This window comes from Dyella acidisoli (assembly GCF_030160295.1).
In the GTDB taxonomy this organism is placed as follows: Bacteria; Pseudomonadota; Gammaproteobacteria; order Xanthomonadales; family Rhodanobacteraceae; genus Dyella_B; species Dyella_B acidisoli.
Window position 1 is genome coordinate 1 of record NZ_BSOB01000029.1, and the last position, 22483, is coordinate 22483.

The 22483-nt window shown below is 60.1% G+C and carries 17 protein-coding genes; 13 read left to right on the forward strand and 4 right to left on the reverse strand.

The features are described 5' to 3' along the window. Positions 1–339 precede the first annotated feature (339 nt). The 4 genes from QQJ86_RS14940 to QQJ86_RS14955 all read left to right on the forward strand — a co-directional run bounded on the left by QQJ86_RS14940 (position 340) and on the right by QQJ86_RS14955 (position 10742). The gene (locus tag QQJ86_RS14940; RefSeq protein ID WP_284321770.1) at positions 340–6498 is read left to right on the forward strand and encodes an alpha-2-macroglobulin family protein; all 6159 of its coding nucleotides are present in this window, start codon (positions 340–342) and stop codon (positions 6496–6498) included. Between the two features lie 128 nt (positions 6499–6626). Beyond that, a complete protein-coding gene (pbpC, locus tag QQJ86_RS14945) occupies positions 6627–9047 on the forward strand; it encodes a penicillin-binding protein 1C (protein ID WP_284321771.1) in 2421 nt (806 codons plus the stop codon). A gap of 58 nt (positions 9048–9105) precedes the next feature. Further along, positions 9106–10395 (forward strand): NAD(P)/FAD-dependent oxidoreductase, encoded by a 1290-nt coding sequence (locus QQJ86_RS14950; protein WP_284321772.1) that lies wholly within the window; start codon positions 9106–9108, stop codon positions 10393–10395. Continuing rightward, positions 10392–10742, forward strand: a complete 351-nt coding sequence (locus tag QQJ86_RS14955; protein ID WP_284321773.1) for a tRNA-binding protein — start codon at positions 10392–10394, stop codon at positions 10740–10742. Before QQJ86_RS14950 ends, QQJ86_RS14955 begins: the two co-directional genes overlap by 4 nt. Before the next feature lie 222 nt (positions 10743–10964). On the opposite strand, the gene QQJ86_RS14960 is transcribed toward QQJ86_RS14955, so the two are convergent. Continuing rightward, positions 10965–11888, reverse strand: coding sequence for an MBL fold metallo-hydrolase (locus QQJ86_RS14960; protein WP_284321774.1), 924 nt, complete (start codon positions 11886–11888; stop codon positions 10965–10967). Between the two features lie 452 nt (positions 11889–12340). On the opposite strand from QQJ86_RS14960, the gene QQJ86_RS14965 reads away from it, so the two are divergent. The 5 genes from QQJ86_RS14965 (at position 12341) to QQJ86_RS14985 (ending at position 16212) form a co-directional block, all read left to right on the forward strand. Beyond that, positions 12341–12562, forward strand: coding sequence for a hypothetical protein (locus tag QQJ86_RS14965; RefSeq protein WP_284321775.1), 222 nt, complete (start codon positions 12341–12343; stop codon positions 12560–12562). Between the two features lie 91 nt (positions 12563–12653). Next, the gene (locus QQJ86_RS14970) at positions 12654–13049 is read left to right on the forward strand and encodes a hypothetical protein (protein ID WP_284321776.1); all 396 of its coding nucleotides are present in this window, start codon (positions 12654–12656) and stop codon (positions 13047–13049) included. A gap of 71 nt (positions 13050–13120) precedes the next feature. After that, entirely contained in the window at positions 13121–14863 is a 1743-nt protein-coding gene (locus tag QQJ86_RS14975) for a copper resistance system multicopper oxidase (RefSeq protein WP_284321777.1), read from the forward strand. Next, positions 14860–15639: a copper resistance protein B gene (locus tag QQJ86_RS14980; RefSeq protein ID WP_284321778.1), complete on the forward strand. Its 780-nt coding sequence runs from the start codon at positions 14860–14862 to the stop codon at positions 15637–15639. The genes QQJ86_RS14975 and QQJ86_RS14980 overlap by 4 nt, the downstream gene beginning before the upstream one ends. Positions 15640–15648: 9 nt before the next feature. Further along, positions 15649–16212 (forward strand): c-type cytochrome, encoded by a 564-nt coding sequence (locus QQJ86_RS14985; protein WP_284321779.1) that lies wholly within the window; start codon positions 15649–15651, stop codon positions 16210–16212. A 116-nt stretch (positions 16213–16328) separates the two neighbouring features. On the opposite strand, the gene QQJ86_RS14990 is transcribed toward QQJ86_RS14985, so the two are convergent. Beyond that, complete coding sequence (locus tag QQJ86_RS14990; RefSeq protein WP_284321780.1) at positions 16329–17219, reverse strand: glycosyltransferase family 2 protein; 891 nt, start codon at positions 17217–17219, stop codon at positions 16329–16331. Positions 17220–17467: 248 nt separating this feature from the next. Next, positions 17468–18460, reverse strand: a complete 993-nt coding sequence (locus QQJ86_RS14995; RefSeq protein ID WP_284321781.1) for an MBL fold metallo-hydrolase — start codon at positions 18458–18460, stop codon at positions 17468–17470. A 59-nt stretch (positions 18461–18519) separates the two neighbouring features. Here QQJ86_RS14995 and QQJ86_RS15000 point away from each other — a divergent pair, with 59 nt between their 5' ends. Together QQJ86_RS15000 and QQJ86_RS15005 are read left to right on the forward strand one after the other, a co-directional pair. After that, a complete protein-coding gene (locus tag QQJ86_RS15000; protein ID WP_423372977.1) occupies positions 18520–19326 on the forward strand; it encodes a sulfite exporter TauE/SafE family protein in 807 nt (268 codons plus the stop codon). Between the two features lie 146 nt (positions 19327–19472). After that, on the forward strand, positions 19473–19838 hold the full coding sequence (locus tag QQJ86_RS15005; protein WP_284321783.1) for an HU family DNA-binding protein: 366 nt from the start codon (positions 19473–19475) through the stop codon (positions 19836–19838). A 112-nt stretch (positions 19839–19950) separates the two neighbouring features. Here QQJ86_RS15005 and QQJ86_RS15010 read toward each other — a convergent pair whose 3' ends face one another. Further along, entirely contained in the window at positions 19951–20100 is a 150-nt protein-coding gene (locus tag QQJ86_RS15010) for a hypothetical protein (protein ID WP_284321784.1), read from the reverse strand. Between the two features lie 290 nt (positions 20101–20390). On the opposite strand from QQJ86_RS15010, the gene aqpZ reads away from it, so the two are divergent. Further along, positions 20391–21098 carry an aquaporin Z gene (aqpZ, locus tag QQJ86_RS15015; RefSeq protein WP_284321785.1) on the forward strand — a complete coding sequence of 236 codons (708 nt, stop codon included), beginning with the start codon at positions 20391–20393 and terminating at the stop codon, positions 21096–21098. A gap of 190 nt (positions 21099–21288) precedes the next feature. Next, positions 21289–22287: a DedA family protein/thiosulfate sulfurtransferase GlpE gene (locus tag QQJ86_RS15020; RefSeq protein WP_284321786.1), complete on the forward strand. Its 999-nt coding sequence runs from the start codon at positions 21289–21291 to the stop codon at positions 22285–22287. Positions 22288–22483: the final 196 nt, after the last annotated feature.

Below are 22483 nucleotides of genomic sequence, written 5' to 3' on the forward strand. Positions count from 1 at the left end.
TTTCATGGACTCGCCCTCGCTCGTTACAGAACGGTGGATAGTTTTACTCTCCACCGCTGGCCCATGAGGCCTTATTTAGCGCGGGGGCGAGTCCATGTAATTACTGGCGTACCATGCTGCTTCGAGGCATGTGCACGTCCGCGCCTCGCGCCTGCCACGCCCGCACCGGATCGTGCCAGAATCGTGACTGCAAGCTGCCACATCCATGCGGCAGCCTATGCATGGGGAATCTCGTTCTTACCCAGCTTTATGCCGTCCGCATAAGGCTTCCCCGCGAATTGAAGAACGCCTGGCCGGCAAACGGCCAGGTTACCTAACGGATTGAACACAGGACGCATTATGGATTTGCTGCGGTTTCTGCTTTTGCTTCCAGTACGGCTGCTGCGCGGCGTGCTTGCCGCGCTGGGATGGCTGCTAAGCCCGCTGGTCGGTCAAGTGAACTGGTCCGCACCCAGATGGATGCATGGGGTGCGAAGGCGTCCCCTGCATTCGTTGGGCATTGCTGCTGCCGTTGCGCTGCTTGCGGGCGGTGGATGGTTCGGTTGGCACTGGTACAAGCATCGGCCGCGTCCTCATGAACCCGTGCGCATCACCTGGAAGGTCGATGCACCGGACGTCACCGATTACACCAAGCAGCCGATAGTGATCCATCCGTTGGAAGTCGAGTTCTCGGCATCCGCCGCGCCCATCGAACTGGTGGGCAAGCCAGTGACCGATGGTATCGTCATGCAACCGCAAACGAACGGCCAGTGGACCTGGGTGGACGACAAGACGCTGCGCTTCACGCCGGCCGCCGACTGGCCGGTCGGGCAGCACTACAAAATTCGCTTCGACATTCCTAAGGCCTTCGCCCATCACGTGCTGATGGCCGACGACCATTTCGAGTTCGATACCCAGCCTTTCAAGGCGGTGCTGGGTAAGGGCGAGTTCTATCAAGATCCGCAGGATCCCACCGCCAAGAAAACCATCATCCCGGTCGACTTCAATTATCCGGTCGATCCCGCTCAGCTAGAAAAGCGCGTTGCGCTGAGCCTTGCCGGGCAGGCCGATCATTCCGCAACACCGTTGAAGTACAGCGTCACCTACGATCAATACAAGCTGCACGCGTGGATCCACTCGCAGCCACTGGATCTGCCGCGCGATGACGGCGCCGTGTCGCTCACGCTCGACAGCGGCGTGCGCAGCGCTCGCGGTGGCAACGGTACCGATGCCGAGTTGAAGACCAGCGTGCGCGTGCCAGGCTTGTACAGCCTTACCGTCGATGACGTTAGCCCAACGCTTGTCGACAACGACAAATACGAGCCCGAGCAGGTGCTGGTGATCAACATGAGCGGCGCCGTGCGCGATAGCGACCTCGCCGGTCTGGTGCACGCATGGGTACTGCCGGAGCACAATCCGAAGGCCGCTCGCGGCGATCAGGAAGAGAGCCAGGACGGTCAAGATAACCAAGACGGCCAAGACAATCAGAGCAACCAGGATAACGAGGAACCCGCCACGTATCCCTGGAGCGCTGATGAAGTCGGCGACGATACCCTGCGCAAATCGCAGAAGCTCCCGCTCGAAGTCGTGCCCACGGAAAACGACTACCAAGCGCTGCAAAGCTTCAAATTCCACGCCAATCCGCGCCAGCGCATCTACGTGCGCGTGGACAAGGGGCTGAAATCCTTCGGCGGTTATGTGCTTGGCAAGCCGACGAGCGCGGTGATCACCGTACCGGATTATCCGAAGCTCCTGCGTTTCATGGCCGACGGTTCGTTGCTTTCGCTCAGCGGCAGCAAGCGCGTTTCGGTCGTGTCGCGCAACATGGCAGGCATGCGCTTGCAGATCGGCCGTGTGTTGCCGGACCAGTTGCAGCACCTGGTCAGCCTGAATCAAGGCGATTACAAGCATCCGCAGCTTCCCTACGATTTCACCGAAGAACACATCGTCGACCGCTTTGAACTCAAGCGTGCGTTCCCGTCGGGCGATCCTGCGCATGCGCATTACGAAGGTGTCGACCTCGGTCAATACCTGCAGTCTGGCAAGCGCGGCGTATTTCTGCTGCATCTGTACGATTTCGATCCGGCGCAGGCCAAGAAACAGGCTGAGCAAGCGGCCAAGGCCAAGGCGCGTGCAAAGCAGGGCATTGCGCCGCCGCCTGCGGGTGCACAGCCGGACCCCGATCCTGATACGGATACTTCTGCATCAACCTCCAGCGACATGCCCAGCGATGAAGCGGGTGAGGGTGAAGGCGAATCCGGCCCCTCCGCACAGGACAGCCGCCTGATCGTCGTCACCGACCTCGGCATGCTGGTGAAGCGTGCGCTGGATGGCAGCCAGGACGTCTTCGTGCAATCCATTCGCACCGGTCAACCGGTCGCGGGCGCGAACGTCTCGGTGCTTGCGGTCAACGGTCAAACGCTGTTTGCGCAGGACACCGGCGCCGATGGCGTGGTGCATTTCCCCACCTTCAAAGGATTGGATCGCGAGAAACGTCCAGCGCTCTTTGTCGTCAAGAAAGCGGATGACCTGTCGTTCCTGCCAATCGGTGGCAGCGATCGACAACTCGATTACTCGCGCTTCGACATCGGTGGCGAAGCCAGCGCCGTCAATCCAGGCACGCTGTCTGCGTATCTGTTCTCCGACCGCGGCATCTATCGTCCGGGCGATGAGATCCACATCGGCTTGATCGTGAGGGCTGCCAGTTGGCTGCGCAATGTCGCCGGCATTCCGCTGCAGGCCGAAATGGTCGATCCGCGCGGCGTCACCGTGAAGCAGATGCCGTTGAAGATGGACGATTCCGGTTTCGGCGAGCTGAGCTACACACCGGCCGAAACCGCGCCCACCGGCACGTGGACGGTGAACTTGTACATCGTGCGCGACGGCAAGGCCGATACGCAGATCGGCAACACCACCGTGCAAGTGAAGGAGTTCCAACCCGACCGCATGAAAGTGACGGCGAAGCTGTCCAGCCAGGTCACCGAAGGTTGGGTAAAGCCTGTTGGACTCAAAGGCCTGGTCGATGCGCAGAACTTGTTCGGCACGCCGGCCGCGGATCGCCGCGTCGAAGCGTCGTTGACACTGCGTCCGGCGTGGCCGGCTTTCCGCAGTTGGCCCGATTACCACTTCTACGATGTGCATCGCGCCAAGGACGGTTACGACGAAGCACTGCAAGACGGCAAGACCGATGACAAAGGCCATGCCGAATTCGATCTCGACCTGAAGAAGTACGCCGATGCGACCTATCAGCTGTACTTCCTGGTCAAAGCGCACGAGCCCGAAGGTGGTCGCAGCGTGGCGGCTGCCACGCAAACACTAGTGTCCAGCAACGATTGGCTGGTCGGCTATCGCAGCGAAGACACGCTCGATTACATCAGTCGCAATGCTGTGCGCAAAGTGCATCTGGTGGCGATCGATCCGCAGGCCAAGTCGATGAAGCTGGACGGGCTCAAGGCGCAGTTGATCGAACGACGCTACGTGTCCGTGCTCACCAAACAGGATTCGGGTGTCTACAAATACGAATCCAAGCTCAAGGAAATCCAGATCAACGAACAGCCGTTGAGCATTCCGGCCGGCGGTCTCGACTACACCTTGCCCACCGACAAGCCGGGCAATTACGCGCTGGTTATCCTGCGCGGCAGCGATCGCGTGGAAGTGAATCGCGTCGGCTATTCGGTGGCGGGCGATGCCAATCTCTCGCGCTCGCTTGATCGCAACGCGGAACTGCAGCTCAACCTAGAGAAGGCCGACTACAACCCTGGCGATACCGTCAATATCTCCATCCGCGCGCCTTATGCAGGCAGTGGGCTGATCACCATCGAGCGCGACAAAGTGTATGCGCACGCGTGGTTCCACGCGGACACCACTAGCTCGGTGCAGCAAATCACCATCCCGAAAGACTTCGAAGGCAACGGCTACATCAACGTGCAGTTCATCCGTGATCCTTCGTCGGATGAAATTTTCATGAGCCCGTTGAGCTACGGCGTGGTGCCGTTCTCGGTGAATCTGGATGCGCGCCGGGATGCGGTCAAGGTCGATTCACCCGACCTGGTGAAACCGGGCGATACCGTCACTTTCAAGCTGCATGCGGAGCATCCGACCAAAGCGGTGGTGTTTGCCGTGGATGAAGGCATTCTGCAGGTGGCGCGCTACAAGCTCGGCGATCCGCTGAAGTTCTTCTTCCGCAAGAAGATGCTTGAAGTGCAAACGTCGCAGATCCTCGATCTGATCCTGCCGGATTTCGAAAAGCTGATGGCTCTTGCGGCAGCTCCTGGCGGTGATGCGGATGCGGCGATCAGCCGTCAGCTCAATCCGTTCAAGCGCAAGCGCGACAAGCCGGTCGTGTTCTGGTCGGGCATCGTCGATGTGGATGGCGATAAAGATTTCACTTACACCGTGCCTGACTACTTCAACGGCAAACTGCGCGTGATGGCGGTGGCTGTTTCGCCGGATCGCGTCGGCACCTTTGAAGGCGCCACGACCGTACGCGGCGATTTCGTGCTCTCGCCGAATGCTCCGACCACGCTTGCACCCGGTGACGAAACCGAAGTGAGCGTTGGCGTTGCCAACAACCTCACGGGTCTGGGTGGCAAGCAGGTGCCGGTGGCGGTAACGCTGCAAACTGGGCCGCAATTGCAGGTCGTCGGTGCGGCTACGCAGAATGTAAGCCTGGCGGAAATGCACGAAGGCGTAGTGAAGTTCCGCGTCAAAGCCACTGACAAGCTTGGTTCTGGCCACCTCGCCTTTGCGGCGGCTTATGCAGGCAAGTCCGCGCAACAAGCGGTGGATGTGTCTGTGCGGCCCGCCTCGGCGTATCGCACTCAAGTCGATGTCGGCCAGGTGTTTACGCGCAGTCAGTCGGAGGTCTCGCCTTTGCGGCAGATGTTCGACGCCTACGCAGCACGCGATGCGGCAATCTCTCCGCTACCGATCGTGCTCGCACAGGGCATCACCAGCTATCTCGTCAACTATCAGCACTACTGCAGCGAGCAAGTCGTGAGCATGGCGATGCCGCGCCTGATCGTGGCCAAGTGGCCGCAGGTGCCGGTCTTTGCGCACGCTTTGCAACCGGCCTTCGGCGGCGAAGACGCCAAGAAGATCAGCAATGACGAGGCGATCGCCAAGCTGCTGGACGTGCTGCACTCGCGCCAGAACAGCGAAGGCGGCTTCGGTTTGTGGGCGGCCACGCCCGATTCGGAGCCCTTCGTATCGGACTACGTGATGAACTTCCTGCTCGAAGCGCGCGACCGCGGCACACCTGTGCCGCAAGATATGATCGATGCCGGCAATAAGTACCTGCAGCAGCTTGCCGCCGACGAGGGTATGGATTCGCTGGACAAGCTCCGCCAGCGCGCCTATGCGGCGTATCTGCTGACACGCCAGGGCAATGTCACCACGAATGCGTTGGCTTCGATCCAGAAGCGCCTACAAGAGGCTTATCCGAAAGTCTGGAAGAACGATCTGGCCTCAGCGTGGTTGGCTGCTTCTTACAAGCTGCTCAAGCAAGACGATGAAGCCAATCGCCTGATGGCCGGTCCCGAGCAAGTGCTGACGCGTTCAAAGGCCGATGACGGATACGCCTACAGCTACTACTACGATCCCCTGGTACGTGACGCGAGCGTGCTCTACCTGTTGTCGAAGCATTTCCCGGAACGCGCGAAAGCGCTGCCGGCGCGCGTATTCGAAAACATCGCCTGGCCGTTGGCGCACTACAACTACAACACGCTTTCTTCCTCGATGACGATCCTGGCGCTGGATGGCTACGCCGGCCAAACCGGCGCCGAGCTGGACAAGTTGGGTATCCAGGAAGTGCATGCCGATGGCAGCACCAAGACAATCTCCAGCGTGCAAGGCAACCTGCTGCAAGCGGGCAGCTGGGATGCCACGGCGACCAAGCTGCGTTTCCTCAACCAGAGCAGTCTGCCGGCGTGGCGCGTCGCCAGCCAAAGCGGCTACGACCGCGTGCAGCCGGACAAGGCTATCGCCAACGGCATCGAGATCGTGCGCGAGTACACCGATACGCAAGGCAAGCATTTGGACGCGGTGACGTTGGGCGAGGAGATCGATGTGCATGTGAAGATCCGCGCAACGGGCAATGATGCGATCGGCAACGTCGCGATCGTTGATCTGCTGCCCGGCGGTTTCGAACCGGTGATCGAACCGCCGCCGGCAGTGAATACTGCGCAGAGCAGCGACAGCTCCAGCGACAATTCGAACAGCGGTGGCAACGCAACCGATAACAGCGGGAGCGATAGCAACACCAGCGCCCCGCCGGCATGGCGTTCGCCCGTCGGCTTGTCGCAATCAACTTGGCGCCCGGAATACGCGGATATCCGCGAGGACCGCGTAGTGATCTACGGCGTGGCTACACCGGACGTGCGCGAGTTCGTATATCGCATACGCGCCACGAACGCGGGTACGTTTGCCGTGCCGCCGGCCTATGCAGAGTCGCTGTATGACCGCACCTTCCAGGCACGCTCGGCAGGTGGGGTGTCGTTGAAGGTGGCAGAGAAGCCGTAAGCGCGAGGGCATTACTCCCTCTCCCCTTCGGGGAGAGGGTTGGGGTGAGGGGACAAGGCTTGCCGGAAAACTTATCAGTGCGAGCAAAACGGATTTTGATTTTGGTTTTAGATAGACTTCGGGCAAGGTTGGCCCCTCACCCCGACCCTCTCCCCGGAGGGGAGAGGGGGCTGCTCTTCGGCAAAGCCCTGCTGCGCTGGATCGCACGCTGGCAAAACTGGCTCGTCGCAGCACTGCTGTTGCTTGCGGTGCTGGCAGGCTGCCGCTTGTGGCCGCATCCACCATTGCGCAGCTGGCTGCCTTCATCCACCGCGGTGTACGACAGCAAGGGACATTTGCTTCGCCTGACGCTTGCCAGCGACCAGCAATATCGCCTGTGGGTTCCACTGAAAGACATTTCGCCGCAACTGGTCGATGGCGTGCTGCTGCATGAAGATCGCTGGTACCGCTGGCACCCCGGCGTCAATCCGTACGGCTTGCTGCGCGGTGCATGGATCACCTACGTCCGGCACGGTGCACCGCAGGGCGGCTCCACCATCACGATGCAGCTCGCGAGATTGCTATGGGGGCTCAATTCACGCACTCCGCTGGGCAAGCTGCGCCAGATCGCGCGCGCGGTGCAACTGGAGTTGTTCTATTCCAAGCGCGAGATACTGGAGGCGTATCTCAACCTCGCTCCTTATGGCTCCAACGTACAGGGCGTTGCCACTGCAAGCCTGGTGTATTTCGGCAAGCCGGCCAGCCAGCTTTCGCTGCCGGAAGCATTGACGCTCGCGGTGATTCCACAGAATCCCTCGCGCCGTCTGCTGGCCGTGCAGGGTGCGGGCAGTGCGCTGATCAGCAGCGGCTTGGCTGATCAGCGTAATCGTCTGTACGAGGCTTGGCTGACAACGCATCCGCAGGATGCCGGCTTGAAACCGCTGTTCGCGTTGCCGCTTACCCTCAGGCCGCTCAGCCGTCTACCGTTTGAAGCGCCACATGCTGTCGAACAGCTTCTATCCGCGCAGGCGTTGAATGGCGAAGCGCGAAACGCCGTGGTGACCACCACGCTCGATCTCGATCTGCAGCGCATCCTGGAGCGTCAGATCGCGCTGTACGTCAAGCGCAGGGCATCCAGCGGCATCGCCAACGCCGCAGCGATCCTGGTCGACACGCGCGACATGGGCATTAAGGCGATGGTGGGCTCCGCTGACTACCGCAATCCAGCCATCCAAGGCCAGGTGAACGGCACGCTGGCGAAACGCTCGCCCGGTTCGGCGCTGAAACCTTTCATCTACGCACTGGGTTTCGATCAAGGCGTGTTGCATGCGCAAACCGTGTTGCGCGATGTGCCTACTGCCTTCGGCCCGTATACGCCTGAGAACTTCGACGGCAACTTTCTCGGGCCGATCACTGCAACGCAGGCGTTGATCCGCAGCCGCAATATCCCCGCGGTATGGGTAGCTTCGCAACTGCATCAACCCAGTCTGTACGATTTCCTGCAGCAGGCCGGCGTCAGCCGCCTGGCCAGCGAGCAGCATTACGGCTTGTCGCTGGTGCTCGGTGGCGGCGAAGTCACCATGCAGGAGCTGGCAGGTCTCTACGCCATGCTTGCCAATCGTGGCGTGCTGCGTCCCTTGCGCTTGCGCACAGATGATCCACAGCCCGATGGAACGCGCCTGCTCAGCGACGAAGCCAGCTACATGGTGATGGACATTCTCCGACAGAACCCGCGACCTGACGATGCGGCAGACATGCAGGGAACCCGCCTGCCGGTGTACTGGAAAACAGGTACGTCCTGGGCGTTCCGCGATGCGTGGACGGCAGGCAGCTTCGGTCCTTACGTGCTGGTGGTGTGGGTCGGCAATTTCGACGGTGCCGGCAATCCGGCCTTTGTTGGTATCGATGCGGCGGCGCCGCTGTTCTTCCAGGTCATCGATGCGTTGCGCGCCGAACACGTACCGTTGAACGAACCCATCCGCGCCATGCCGTCAAACCTGCGGCGTGTGCAGATCTGCCTGGCCAGCGGCAATCTGCCCACCCAGTGGTGTCCGCAGCGCGGCATGAGCTGGTTCATCCCAGGCAAATCGCCGATTCGCGTCGATACCATCTATCGTCCGGTAGTGATTGACGACGTGACCGGCAAGGCCGCCTGTCCACCGTTCGACGACAAGCGCACGCACGTGGAGGTGTATGAGTTCTGGCCTTCGGACCTGCAGCGTGTGTTCGAGCAAGCCGGGATGCCGCGCCGGAAACCTCCCGTCAATGAGGCATGCAACGACAACGAGCGCATAAGCGGTGCGCCGCCACGCATAACCTCGCCCTTGCGCGGCAGCACCTATACCTTGCGCCTGAAGCAACTGGCCGAGGAGCGCATTCCTTTCACCGCGACCAACGATGCAAGCGTACGCACGCTGTACTGGTTCGTCGACGATGCCTATATCGGCCGCAGCGCTCCCGGCGAATTACTGTACTGGCAACCCCATGGCGCGGGGCGTTTCACCGTGCGCGTGGTCGACGACCACGGGCTCGCCGATCAGCGCATTTTGGACGTGACTTTGGTTGACTAAGAACTCCCACTGATCTGCGTTATGCTCGGCAGTTGAAACCGCCCGGTTTTTCCCATTCATGAAGCAACCTCCGGTTCCTTCCTATTACCGCGCTACTGCCGCGCCGTATGAACCCTATGCGCCACTGCAGGGGCGCCAGGAAGCGCGCGTGGCGATCATCGGTGGCGGCTTTGCCGGGCTGAATACGGCATTGGGCTTGGCCGAACGTGGTGTGCGCGATGTCGTCGTACTGGAGCGCGAACAGGTCGGCTTTGGCGCATCCGGCCGCAATGGCGGGTTCGTGTTCGGCGGTTATTCGCTGGGCGAGGAGGCACTGCACCATCAGCTGGGCGCGGAGCGTTCAAAGCGCATCTTCGACCTCACCACTGCCGCCGTGCAGCGCATACGCGAACGCGTCACGCGTTACGCCATTCCTTGCGACATGGTTGATCAAGGCGTGATCTGGGCGAACTGGTTTCGCGATCCAAACGTATTACGCAAACGCCAGCGCCTGCTCGCCGACCATTACGGCGTGCATTGGGAGTGGTTGTCGCAAGAAGAATTGCGCGAACTGGTGCGCAGCGAGCGCTATTACGACGGGCTTTATGAGCGCAACGCATTGCATCTGCATCCGCTGAACTATGCCGTCGGGCTGGCCGCGGCCGCGACTCAACAAGGCGTGCGCGTGCACGAAAACAGCGACGTCTGGCGCCTTCGCCGTGACAGCGGCTATTGGCGTATTAGCACACCGCAAGGCGAACTGCAGACAGAGCAGGTTGTGCTCGCGTGCGGCGGCTATCTGGCGGGCTTGCGGCGACAGATCGATCGCGCCGTGCTGCCCATTGCGACCTACGTGATGGTGACCGAGCCGCTTGACGAACGTCTCGACGAATGCCTGCAAACGCGCGCCGCCGTTTACGACACGCGGTTCGCGTTCGACTATTACCGGCCCTTGCCGGATCGCCGGCTGCTGTGGGGTGGGAGGATTTCGATCAGAAACCGCTCCGCGTCCGCCGTGCGGCGAGTGTTGATGCGCGACATGCTGCGTGTTTTTCCCGCGCTGAAAGACGCGCGCGTCGATTATGCGTGGTCGGGTCTGATGAGTTACGCGCGCCACCAGATGCCGCAGATCGGCACGGACGGCCAAGGCTTGTGGTGGGCGCAGGCATTCGGTGGTCACGGCTTGGCGCCCACGTGTGCGGCGGGTGAACTGCTGGCAGCGGCTATTGCCCAGGACGATGAAGGCTGGAAGCAATTCGGCGACTACGGCCTCGCCCGCGCGTACAAGCCCTTTGGTTTGCTGGCAGCGCAAGGTAACTACTGGTGGCAGCAATTCAACGATTGGTTCAAGACGAGTCTGGAAGGATGAACAAGCAAACGGCTGCGACAGAAATCAGCTGGGCGGATTTTGAAAAAGTGCTGATCGTGGCGGGAACCATTACCCGCGTGGAACCGTTCCCCGAAGCCCGCAAGCCGGCGTGGAAAGTATGGGCGGATTTCGGCCCCTATGGCGAGCGCAAAACCAGTGCGCAAATCGCGGCGTTGTATACACCCGAATTGCTGGTCGGTCGACAGATCGTCGGCGTCATCAATTTTCCGGAAAAGCAGATCGGCCCCTTTCGTTCACAATTCCTGTTGACCGGCTTTCACACCGAGGAAGGCGTGGTCATCACCGCCATCGAACGCCCAGTGCCCAATGGAACAAGGCTCGCCTGACATAGCGCTGACCCTGCGCAAGGCATGCGTGCTCGACTTCGACACCTTCTGTGTATGCACCAACGTGTTGCGCGATGTGTCGCATCCGTTTTAAGAGCGCATGGGTTATGTGCGTCGTAAGACGCAGCATTTTTACCTCTAGGCCATCTCGTAGGTTGGGTTAGCGCAGCGTAACCCAACATATTCGAGCGGCATTGTTGGGTTACGCTGCGCTAACCCAACCTACGCGCGATCCAGCCACACTCCGAGCCCTTGTGCATTGAGCTCGATATCCGTCCCCAGCCAATGCACCAGCGCTTCGCGATCACCGGGCCACCCATGTGCGGCCGTATGTACCGCATAAAGCTGTGTCAGCTCATGAACAAGTCGCGCATGTCGGTCGGTTGAATCCTTTGCTTGGCGCGCGACGTCAACCATCGCATCGATCAATTCATGCAGCTTGCCGGCCAAATGCTCCACATTTTCTACACGACCGAAATGCGTGAGATACATCGCCTCAGGCTTCAGCGCCAGCAATCGCTCAATCGAAGCATGCAACGCCTCCGGGTCGAACTGCACCGGTGTGGTAGTTGGAAGAATGAAGGCGCCTTGCGCAGTATCGAATTCGCGATACGAAAGCCCAAAGGTATCGCCGGTAAAACACACGTTGGCCTGCTCGTCGTAAATAGCCATGTGATGTTTCGCATGGCCGGGTGTATCGATGCAGCGCAAGCGGCGGCCATGAAAATCCAACACATGCCCATCCGGTGCTTCCGCTACACGTTCGGCGGCGATCGGGCGAAGACGTCCGTAAGACTGCTCCATCACTTCCTCGCCATACACCGCCATCGCACCGGCCCATAGCTGCGAAGGATCGATCATGTGCCGTGCTCCGCGTGGATGCACCAGCAGGCGTGCGTTCGGTAACCGCGCGATCAGTTCGCCGGCGCCACCAGCGTGGTCGAGATGGACGTGGGTGAGGATCAACCAGTCCACACGCGATGCGTCGATGCCGGCATCGTCAAGTGCACCGAGCAGCCGCGGCACGGAGTGGTTGGTGCCGCAGTCGATGAAGGCGCCGTGGCCGTTGTGGACCAGCAGATAGGCCGCATCGAAGCGGGGGCGGACGAAGCCGGTGTCGATGACGTGGATGCCGTGGGAAGTCATGGAGTGTGAAAAACCAGATGTCCGGATCGAAGAGTTATACACGTTTTGCGCACGGGTGTTTTCACGACGAAACATCCTTAGTGAATCCCTCTCCCTTCGGGAGAGGATGCCGAGAGGCGGGTGAGGGTTCGGGCGAAGCATGATGTTGAGTTTTTACACAAGTATTTGCATCACGCGCTGTTCGCACCCTCACCCCAATCCCTCTCCCGAAGGGAGAGGGGCTTACGCTGCGTGTTGTTGTAGCGAGTCAGCACCAGCATGAATCCTTGAGACTATCTGAACATCTGCGCATGCATACTCGATTGCATCGGTACGTGACTCTCGCGAGGGAGCAAGCAAGCGTGTGAACTTCATCAGACGTTCGTTTCTTCCGCCGTGCGTATGGTTGTTTGCGTGCACGGCAACCACCGCCCGGCTCCATGCCCAGCACGGGGCAGGATGCCGGCGTGCACATGACGCACACCACCCAAACCCATGACATGGTCAACATGCACGGCACGCATACCATGCCGGCCACGGTGACCAGCGCCGATCCCAAGACGGGCATCGTGGACGTGATGGCCGAAGGCATGGCGCTGCGGGTGCACTTTCCTCTGGCCTCCATGACGACCTTGAAGGCGGGCGACAAAATCGGCCTGTACATGGGTTACAGCCAGGCCAACGTGGTGAAGTGAGCGCCTCTGCCTGTAGGCACAAGCAATTCCGCGCAAACCTGGACCTACTCCAGAGTTGCTGCCGCAACGCGTCGGTCATAAGCTTGCGCACATGTCTCCGTTGTTTTCCCTGCACCGCTTCGCCGCCTCACGCTTTCTGCGCGTGACGGCTTTGCTTGCATGGTTGTTGATGACGGTATCCTTGCCGGCCGCTTCGACTGCTGCGATGGGAGGCGAGGTGCACGCCGCTGCCGGCATGACTTCGATGATGATGGGCCACGACATGCACGTCGATGCGATGGTCACAGATGGCCACCACGTCGATCACTGCTGTGGTGACACCGCGCATCCGGCGTGCCATTGCGATGCCATGTGCGGCAGCGTGCTGCTTCCTTCTGTGCCAGCGTTATTCGGCCCTGTGCGGTTGGCTGATATCCATGTGCCGACGCGTGATGTCGACGCACCGACGCCTGATCTTATTCCTCCCTTGCGACCGCCAGCGGTTTGATGGCGACTAACTAGCTGCTCGGCTGCACGTAGTTGCAGGTCGGGCTGTCTCGCTTCGCAAGGAGTTATCGCATGCATACGTTTTACCCGCCATCCGCGGTCGATCTGTCGCGGCGGCGATTCGTCCAAGGTCTTGCCTTGGGCGGCACGGCCGCCGCATTGGGCCTGCTGCGGCCGGTGCGCGCGGCCGATCATCTTTCCAGTCCGGTGCTCAGTGGTACGGATTTCGCGCTAGACATTGCCCAGATGCCGGTCAATTTCACCGGTACGCCCAGCATCGCCACGGTGGTGAATGGCAGCCTGCCTGGTCCCGTTTTGCGCTGGAAGGAAGGCAGCCAGGTTCGCCTGCGTGTCACCAACCGATTGCATGTACCGACCTCCATCCATTGGCACGGCATCGTGCTTCCTTTCAACATGGATGGTGTGCCCGGTATCAGTTTCGACGGTATTTCGCCCGGCGAAACCTTTGTCTATCAGTTTCACGTGCGGCAATCGGGCACTTACTGGTATCACGCCCATTCGGGCTACCAGGAACAGACCGGTCTGCTCGGTGCGTTGATCATCGAACCGCAAGGGCGCGAACGTGTGGTGGCCGATCGCGATTACGTGGTGGTGCTCAACGATTGGAGTGACGACAACCCGGCCAGCATCTTCGCGCGCCTGAAGAAAAACAGCGGCTACTACAACACGGCCCAGCCGACGATGGCGGACTTCATTCACGACGCGCATCGCGTGGGGCTGCGTGAAGCTTTCGCCATGCGCAAAATGTGGAACGCCATGCGCATGAATCCCACCGATCTCAGCGACGTCAGCGCCTATACGTATACGTACCTGATGAACGGCCAAACGCCGGCGGGCAACTGGACCGGGCTATTCCGTCCAGGCGAGAAGTTGCGATTGCGCATCATCAACGGCTCCGGCATGACGATCTTCGATGTGCGCATTCCGGGCCTGAAGATGAGCGTGATCAGCGCTGACGGCCAGGATGTGGAGCCGGTGTCGGTGGATGAATTCCGCATCGCGCCGGCCGAAACCTACGACGTCATCGTCGAGCCGCAGGACGATCGTGCCTACACCTTGTTCGCGCAGTCGATCGATCGCAGCGGTTATGCACGCGGCACGCTGACAACGCGCTACGGCGTGGAGGCGGAGGTACCGGCGATGGATCAACGCCTATGGTTGAGCATGGAGGACATGATGGGCGACATGTCTTCGCATGCGCACAGCGGCATGCATGACATGAATTCCATGCAGGGCATGCAGGATATGCCAGGCATGATGATGCACGATCACGCACCTGCCGCGCCCACCAAACTGAAGACGGAGCCGGGTGTGGATATGCGCGTGGCGAATCCGCGCACGAATCTGGATGATCCCGGCGCGGGCTTGCGCAATAACGGACGACGCGTGCTGACGTATGCCGATCTGCACACCATCGGCGGCCCGATCGATCCGCGCGAACCAGAGCGAGACATCACGCTGCGCCTCACCGGCAATATGGAGCGCTACATGTGGTCGTTCGATGGCGTGAAATTTTCCGATGCCGAGCCGATCCGCTTCAAGCACGGCGAGCGGCTGCGCCTCGTACTCATCAACGACACCATGATGCATCACCCGCTCCATCTGCATGGCATGTGGAGCGAGGTGGAAAATGCGGATGGCCATTTCCAGATGCGCAAGCACACCGTCAACGTGCAGCCGGCGCAGCAGATCAGCTATGCGATCACCGCCGACAACCCCGGCCGCTGGGCCTATCACTGCCATATGTTGTTTCACATGGAAGCGGGCATGTTCCGCGAGGTGGTGGTGGCATGAAACGACGGATTCATGCACGACCGCGATACGCGTGGCTGGTGTTCGCAATTTTGGGCATACCTTGCGTGAGCGCGGCACAGGACATGTCCGCGATGCGTATGCACGATGAGCCACCGCCCGCCATGCACAGCATGGACATGAACGATCAAGCCGCCTACGGCATGCTGCTGGTCGATCAACTGGAATTCACCCACGGCTATGACGGCAACGGTCCGAGGTGGGAAGCCGAAGCCTGGTACGGCGATGACAGTGACAAGCTCTGGTTGCGCAGCGAAGGGGAGGGTAGCCGGGGACGCATCGACGATGGCGACGTCGAGGCATTTTGGAACCACGCCGTATCCGCGTTCTGGAGCACGCAGCTGGGCATCCGGCACGATCTTGGCGAGGGTACGCATCGCAACTGGGCCGCGTTTGGCCTGGAAGGGCTGGCCCCGTACTGGGTGGAACTGGAAGCGACGGGCTATCTCAGCGATGCAGGCCGCGTGGCTGCACGCGGGCGCGCGGAATACACCTTGCGGTTCACCCAGCGCCTGATGCTGCAGCCGGAGTTCGAGATTAATCTGTACAGCAAAGATGATGCAACGCAGCGCATCGGTGGCGGCGTGTCAGATGCGCAACTGGGGCTGCGCCTTCGCTACGAAATCACGCGGCAATTCGCACCCTATGTGGGTGTGGTGTGGTCCCGCGGCTTTGGTACGACAGCCGGGTTCGCTCGCATCAACCGCGAACCTGTTTTCGATCGGCAATTCGTTGCCGGTGTTCGTTTTTGGTTTTAGGGGAAGGTCATGAGAACACTCATCAGTACGCTTGTAGTTATCGTGGTTATGGCAGTGCTGGGTTACGCCTATGCTTGCTCGGGCTACTACAACATCGGCGCGGACGTGCCGCATTGGCCGCTTACGTATCGATTCCTGACCATGACAAGGGACCGTTCGATCGAGCATCACGCGCAATCGATCAGCGTGCCGAATCTGGACGATCCTGCTTTGATCTTGAAAGGCGCTGGCCAGTACGCAGCCATGTGCACGGGCTGCCATCTCGCACCTGGCACACACGATTCGGAACTTCGCTCCGGCCTCTATCCCAAGCCACCCGTGCTGGGTGAAGAGCAGCTTGATCCGCGCGAGGCATTCTGGATTATCAAGCACGGCATCAAGCTGACGGCCATGCCTGCCTGGGGCGCCACGCACGACGACGACACTATCTGGAGCATCGTTGCGTTCGTGCGGAAACTGCACGGCATGACGCCGGCGCAATACAAGGACATCGTCGCCAAGGCGCCGCCGGATGAAGACATGGATATGGGCCATGACCAGCATGACATGCACGACGACATGAAATCCCATTAAGGCGATTTCTACCCATGCATGCCGATAACTTCACGTAGGCTGAGATTGAGATGTCAATCCCAGCATTGCCATGTAAGCACACAACGCGATGCTGGGATTCTACGTGTACGCGCAACTCAGCGGTGCGCAGCAACTCTCTTGACGTTGGCCCCAGGTGCAGGCCTGGGGGGCTTGAACAACATGCGGCGTACGCGGGCTGCTAAGCCCACAGCGCGCGCGAACAGGTATTCGGGCAAGCTGATGAAGCCCTCGCGCCAGAGCCTGCGGCGCATGACACGACGGGCTCGGTGGACTGCCATGAAATCATCGCTGAGCCCACGTTGGCCAGGATTACGTCTGTTCCAAATCCCCAGGATCTGGTCGATCTTCGCGCAGCGATGACCTGAAAACAAAATCTGCGACCACAGGAGGTAATCCTCGGAGTACCAGACCTGTGGATCGAAGCGAAACGGTAGGTCGCGGCGCAATATCACTGAGGCAGTCGGAAGGGGGTTATGAAACAGCAAGCGGCCTCGTCCGATGATGTGCGTCTGGATCGGCTCCTGCAACTCGGGAATGGGTGTTCCACGCGGGCGCACGACCATCTTGTGGGCGATCAGCGCAATGGAGGGATCTGCTTCCAGCGCAGCCATTTGCAGTTCCAGCTTATGCGGCCCCCATGTGTCATCGGCATCGAGGAATGCAATGTAAGTCTGTGTGGCTTGCTCCCATGCGATATTGCGCGCGCGCGATGGGCCACCGTTGTCTGCCAGTGCAATCACCTTGATCCAGCCGTCTTCATGGGCAGCGGCAACCCGGTGCAGTGCTGCAAGCGTGCCATCGCCACTGCCGTCCTCCACCAGCAAGACTTCGGCGGGGAGCAGTGTCTGCGCGGAGATTGAAGCGACTGCATCATCAATGGTCGCTGCGCAGCGGAAGCAAGGAACCACCACGCTCACCGGCGCACGCTTTGTAGCGAGCGCATCGTTGCCAGGCGTTTTGGCTGCGGTCTTCTGCTCATCATGCATGGGATGAAATCCTGGGGACGTACCACTCACATTCGTAAACGCGGTGTCCCATCTGCTGGTTAGGAGGCGGCCACCACGGCGCCCGGTATGCTCCCTGACGCTTGTACGGGCGTTGTTGTTTTTACGGCAGCATCGGTGAGAGCAGAATGAAAGGCGCGTCTACTCGACGTCATGCCTGCACAAGCAGCAACCGTTTCCATCGCCGCGTAGGTTGGGATGCAAACTCCTACCTACACACGCTTTATTGATTATGCCCGCGCGAGCCGCAGCTGCTTTCGTCGACGCAGATAACGCCATAGCAAGGTGATGATGGTAGCCAGCACCACGATGAAAGCCGCCAATTGCGCACCCAATACACGAAACTGGTTGAACATGATGTACATGCCGTCCTGGGTATAGAAGCCGTTGTACTTGGCAATACGTGCAGGCAGCGCCAGTAGATCCTGTTTGCTCAATGGCAGAACATGTTCGTTTGGGTGATAGGTGGATCCGAAATCGAACGTATCACCCTGCGCGTTCAATTCGATGTGCCCACCCAGCACTGCAGTGACAGGGCGGTCTTTCACGAAATCGGCCACGCGTTGCGCGCTGGCCAAGTCGTCTGCGGCGTTGTCGATGATCAGGCGCCCTGGCATGAAAAAGTCGCCGGAAAAGAACAAGTCGGTGTTGCGGTCGTAGAAAGATAGATGCGATGGGTAGTGCCCGGGCGTGGGCAGCACGTCGATGACTCGGTCGCCAAGGTCGATATGCGCCATGCCATGAGGCCAGTTGTTCAGGCCGAAATACTGCTTTACGTGCTCCAGGTCGGTCTGCACGACTTGCACGTGGGGCAGCGACTGGAATTGCGCATCGCCACGACGATGATCCAGATGCCCATGGGTGTGCACCACCAGCAGCGGCAGCTTCGATGCGCCGTCGGCGGGCAGAAGATCCATCACCGTTTGCGCGAGCGGCACCTGTTTCGGCTCGGCCACGTCGCCGGTATCGATCAACAACGCACGGTTTGATCCAATCAGCAGATACATGAAAGGCGCTTCGTACGTTGCGCAGGGGTTCTCGCGCAAGATGTAAGTGTGTTCGTCGTAGCGATGCACCTGCAAAGTCGGCTGCGACATCTGCTTGCAATCGGGCGCGCCAGGACTCCAGTGCATATCCAGCGATCCCGGTATGGGATCTGCGTGGATACTCTGGCCTATCAGGATCATGCTCAGCGCGCACAGGAACATCCGTGGGAATTTCATGCGGACTCTGAAGTAGGGGAGGGACCAGGGTGTGATGCATGGCCCTGGAATACGGTTTAATGCACGCCTGTCCGCAGCGACCACGAGGCGCACCTTTGCTTCCCTTGCATGACCTGCTCGCCGTCCTGTGCGGATCGCTGGTCGGCTTTTCGCTGGCGCTGATCGGTGGTGGCGGTTCGATTCTCGCCACGCCGTTGCTGCTGTACGTCGTGGGTCTGCATGATCCGCATCGCGCGATTGGCACCAGCGCACTCGCCGTGTCAGCCAATGCCTTTGCCAACCTGATACCGCATGCCAGAGCTGGCCATGTGCGCTGGCGCGCCGCGTTCGCATTCGCCGTCGCGGGTGTCGTCGGTGCGTATTTGGGATCGAGCCTGGGCAAAATGATGGACGGCCGACTGTTGCTGGTGCTGTTCGCGCTGTTGATGCTGACCATCGCCCTACTGATGTTGCGTCGCAGACGCGTGCACGACGGCGCGGCTTATCCGCATCGCAACATGTTTTTTCGGCTGGGTATCGCAGGATTTGGCGCGGGCGGTCTTGCTGGTTTTTTCGGCATCGGCGGCGGTTTTCTGATTGTGCCGGGCCTGGTGTTCGCCAGCGGAATGGGCATGATCGAGGCGATTGGCACGTCGCTGTTCTGCGTCGGAGCGTTCGGGCTTACTGCTGCGTTGAACTATGCCGCTTCCGGGTGGGTGGCGTGGCCGATTGCTTGGGAGTTCATTGCCGGAGGCATTGCAGGCGGCTGGCTGGGCGCATGGAGTGCTCAAAAACTATCCAAATTGCGCGGTGCGCTTGCTGTTCTTTTTGCGACCGTCATCGCAGCGGTGGCCTGTTTTATGTTGGCAAAGAGCTTGCTTCCCTAGGGTTTTCGTTCTTTCAGGTGTGCCGGAAGGCATCTTTTTGGCCTTTTTATGCATTTACCAGTTGGCGAAGCCGCAAATTTCCCCTACATTTCGCTCGCCGAAAGGCGCATTTCAACAATCAATCCAAATAACGAATGGGGTAGTCCATGGCAAAGAAGGCAGCAAAAGGTAAAACGGCTAAGGCCGCCGCGGCTCCGAAGCCGATCAAGGATGCACTGAGCAAGTCCGGCCTGGTTGCGCATCTGGCGGAAACCACGGGTCTTGCGTCCAAGGATGTGCGTGGCGTTCTGTCCGCACTGGAAGGTGTTGTGCACGCGTCTGTGCATAAGAAGGGCGCCGGCATGTTCACCCTGCCTGGTCTGCTGAAGATCACCGCTGTCAATGTGCCGGCCAAGCCGAAGCGCAAGGGCATCAACCCCTTCACGAAGGAAGAGCAGTGGTTCGCTGCCAAGCCCGCCACCGTGAAGGTGAAGATCCGTCCGCTGAAGAAGCTCAAGGACGCGGCGCTCTAATCTGCGCTTAAGGCCGTTGCATACGTAGCGTGCCTTGCAAACCACACGGGATGCGTCACTGCAAGGTGGCGCATCCCGTTTTTTGTATTGAGCATGCTAGGAATGCTCTGATCTATTCAATATCGTGCGCCGACAATGCGTGCACCGACCAGCCTTCGCGACAACCTAAATCCAGCACCGAGCGCGGGTGCGTATCGAGCACGGCTTCGACAATGGCTTGATCGGTGATCAGTCGCCGGCCTTCGATAAGGCCATCGCGCACAGCATGCGTTCACGCCTCCGCGTTGCGATACCAGCTTTGCAGGATTTCCGCTTCGTCGTTGTTATGCATGTCCGGACCTTTTTGCGGGAACGCGGCCAATCGCAGCAAGGGCATGGCAAGCCTTAGGCTGGTGCTCGTGACGCCCACTTTCGTCGAAGCAGGCGCCGTGGTATTACGACCTTATCCATGGCATGTGCTGGGATGCGCATGCGTGGTGCAAGGGGACGTAAGGCGTCGCAACAAAGAAAGACGTAGCGGGTTCGCTCATCATTTCAAGATTGGAGACGATTATGTTCAAAAGACTCTTTGCGGAGTTCTTCGGCACCTTTTGGCTGGTGCTCGGTGGTTGTGGCAGCGCAGTACTGGCCGCGGCCTTTCCGAATCTAGGTATTGGTTTTGCCGGCGTGGCGCTGGCCTTCGGCCTTACCGTAGTCACCATGGCGTATGCCTGTGCAGGCATTTCCGGGGCGCATTTCAATCCGGCGATAACGGTGGGGTTGTTCTTCGGTGGACGCTTCAGCGGCAAGGACGTCGTGCCCTACATCGTTGCGCAGGTGATTGGGGCGATTGTTGCGGCAGCGGTGCTGTACGTGATTGCCAGCGGGAAGGCCGGTTTCGATGCCACGGCCAGCGGCTTCGCCTCCAACGGCTACGGTGAACATTCGCCGGGCGGCTATTCGCTGCAAGCCTGCATCGTGAGCGAATTTGTGCTCACCGCCATGTTCCTGATCGTGATCCACGGCGCCACGGATCGCCGTGCGCCTGCCGGTTTCGGTCCGCTGGCGATCGGCCTGGCGCTTACGCTGATCCATCTGATCAGCATTCCAGTAACCAACACCTCGGTGAATCCCGCGCGCAGTACCGGCGTGGCGGTGTTCCAGGGCACCTGGGCGCTTCAGCAATTGTGGATGTTCTGGGTGGTGCCACTGCTCGGTGGCGCAGCGGGTGGACTGATCTTCCGCTTTCTGCTGGCTGAGAACGAGGCCAAATCGAGCTGACGGTGATTGCCCGGCCGGGTGTGAGCAACGGCCGGGTTTTCGTGTACCGCGGATACAACTACCTCCCCTGCAAGCAGGGGCGGTAGTTGCGTGCAGCAAGCGGCGTTTTGGCCGCATTTCCCCCTCTATTCACCTTGCAATTACGTTCGCCAACCCCAACGATGCAGTCGTCCTCAACGAGGTTCTGTCGGTGACGCACGCCATCGTCGAATTGATTGCCGAATACGGCTTACTGCTGGTCTTCCTCAACGTATTGGTGGAGCAGGCGGGGGTGCCGTTGCCGGCGGTGCCGACCTTGGTCGTGGCAGGGGCGCTGTCTTCCATTGGCAAGCTGCCGTTGGGCTCGGTCATCCTGGTGGCGCTGCTCGCGTGCCTGATCAGCGACATCGCCTGGTATTTGGCGGGTCGCCGTTTTGGCGCATCGGTGATGCGCACGCTGTGCCGTATTTCCTTGTCACCCGATTCGTGCGTCAAGCAATCCGAGTTGCGTTTCCAGCGCTGGCGCGGGCGGATTTTGCTGATCGCCAAATTCGTGCCGGGTCTTTCCACCATCGCGCCGCCATTGATGGGGGCGATGAGGTTGCGACCGCTGGTATTCGTGTTCTTCGACGGGCTGGGTTCGCTGATCTGGATCGGTGCAATCGTGGGACTGGGTTACGCCTTTTCGCAGCAGATCGACCGCGTGCTGTTTGTACTGGCCGGTGCCGGTACCGTTACCGTGGAGTGCCTGTTCGCGTTGCTGATTGCCTACGTGCTGGTGAAATGGTGGCAGCGCAAGCGCCTGTTGTTGTCGTTGCGCCTTGCACGTATCACGGTGGATGAACTGCACCGGTTAATGGAAGACGGCAAGGCACCGGTCGTCGTGGACGTACGCTCGCAGGCTTCGCGGCTGGTCGACAATCGCATCATTCCGGGTTCGTTGATGGCCAGCTTGAGCGGCATCGATCAAGAGCTGCATCAAGTGCCGATCGATCAGGAAGTGGTGATCTACTGCAGCTGCCCGAATGAGGTTTCTGCCGCGAAAGCAGCAAAGGGGCTGCTGGTGCAGGGGTATCGCAAGGTACGTCCGCTGCTGGGCGGCCTCGATGCATGGGCAGATGCCGGGTACGACATCGAGCGGCTGCTGCTGGAACAGCCGGTGCCGATGGACCCGGCGGCGATGATGTCGTCGGGTCACGCGGTGCACTGAGCTCTCATCGTGGGGCCTGAATTAGCGTCTCGCCTCAGCTGTGTATGTCGTGGTGTTGGGGCGTTGCCTGCGGCGCTTTCGGAGCTTTCGGCCCCTAAAGGGCCCGAGTCACTTTTCTTTGCTGGCCCAAAGAAAAGTAACGGCGGTCTCTAAACTCAAGTGCAACACCCTCTCCCAAAGGAACGTCATGGGTAAG

Coding starts and splice junctions, on each gene's coding strand:
- QQJ86_RS14970 (WP_284321776.1), top strand. CDS start 12,654: ATGTCTCCGTTGTTTTCCCTGCACCGCTTCGCCGCCTCACGCTTTCTG.
- QQJ86_RS14965 (WP_284321775.1), top strand. CDS start 12,341: ATGACGCACACCACCCAAACCCATGACATGGTCAACATGCACGGCACG.
- QQJ86_RS14950 (WP_284321772.1), top strand. CDS start 9,106: ATGAAGCAACCTCCGGTTCCTTCCTATTACCGCGCTACTGCCGCGCCG.
- QQJ86_RS14960 (WP_284321774.1), bottom strand. CDS start 11,888: ATGACTTCCCACGGCATCCACGTCATCGACACCGGCTTCGTCCGCCCC.
- QQJ86_RS14980 (WP_284321778.1), top strand. CDS start 14,860: ATGAAACGACGGATTCATGCACGACCGCGATACGCGTGGCTGGTGTTC.
- aqpZ (WP_284321785.1), top strand. CDS start 20,391: ATGTTCAAAAGACTCTTTGCGGAGTTCTTCGGCACCTTTTGGCTGGTG.
- QQJ86_RS15000 (WP_423372977.1), top strand. CDS start 18,520: ATGCACGCCTGTCCGCAGCGACCACGAGGCGCACCTTTGCTTCCCTTG.
- QQJ86_RS14975 (WP_284321777.1), top strand. CDS start 13,121: ATGCATACGTTTTACCCGCCATCCGCGGTCGATCTGTCGCGGCGGCGA.
- QQJ86_RS14985 (WP_284321779.1), top strand. CDS start 15,649: ATGAGAACACTCATCAGTACGCTTGTAGTTATCGTGGTTATGGCAGTG.
- QQJ86_RS14955 (WP_284321773.1), top strand. CDS start 10,392: ATGAACAAGCAAACGGCTGCGACAGAAATCAGCTGGGCGGATTTTGAA.
- QQJ86_RS14995 (WP_284321781.1), bottom strand. CDS start 18,460: ATGAAATTCCCACGGATGTTCCTGTGCGCGCTGAGCATGATCCTGATA.
- QQJ86_RS14940 (WP_284321770.1), top strand. CDS start 340: ATGGATTTGCTGCGGTTTCTGCTTTTGCTTCCAGTACGGCTGCTGCGC.
- QQJ86_RS15005 (WP_284321783.1), top strand. CDS start 19,473: ATGGCAAAGAAGGCAGCAAAAGGTAAAACGGCTAAGGCCGCCGCGGCT.
- QQJ86_RS14990 (WP_284321780.1), bottom strand. CDS start 17,219: ATGCATGATGAGCAGAAGACCGCAGCCAAAACGCCTGGCAACGATGCG.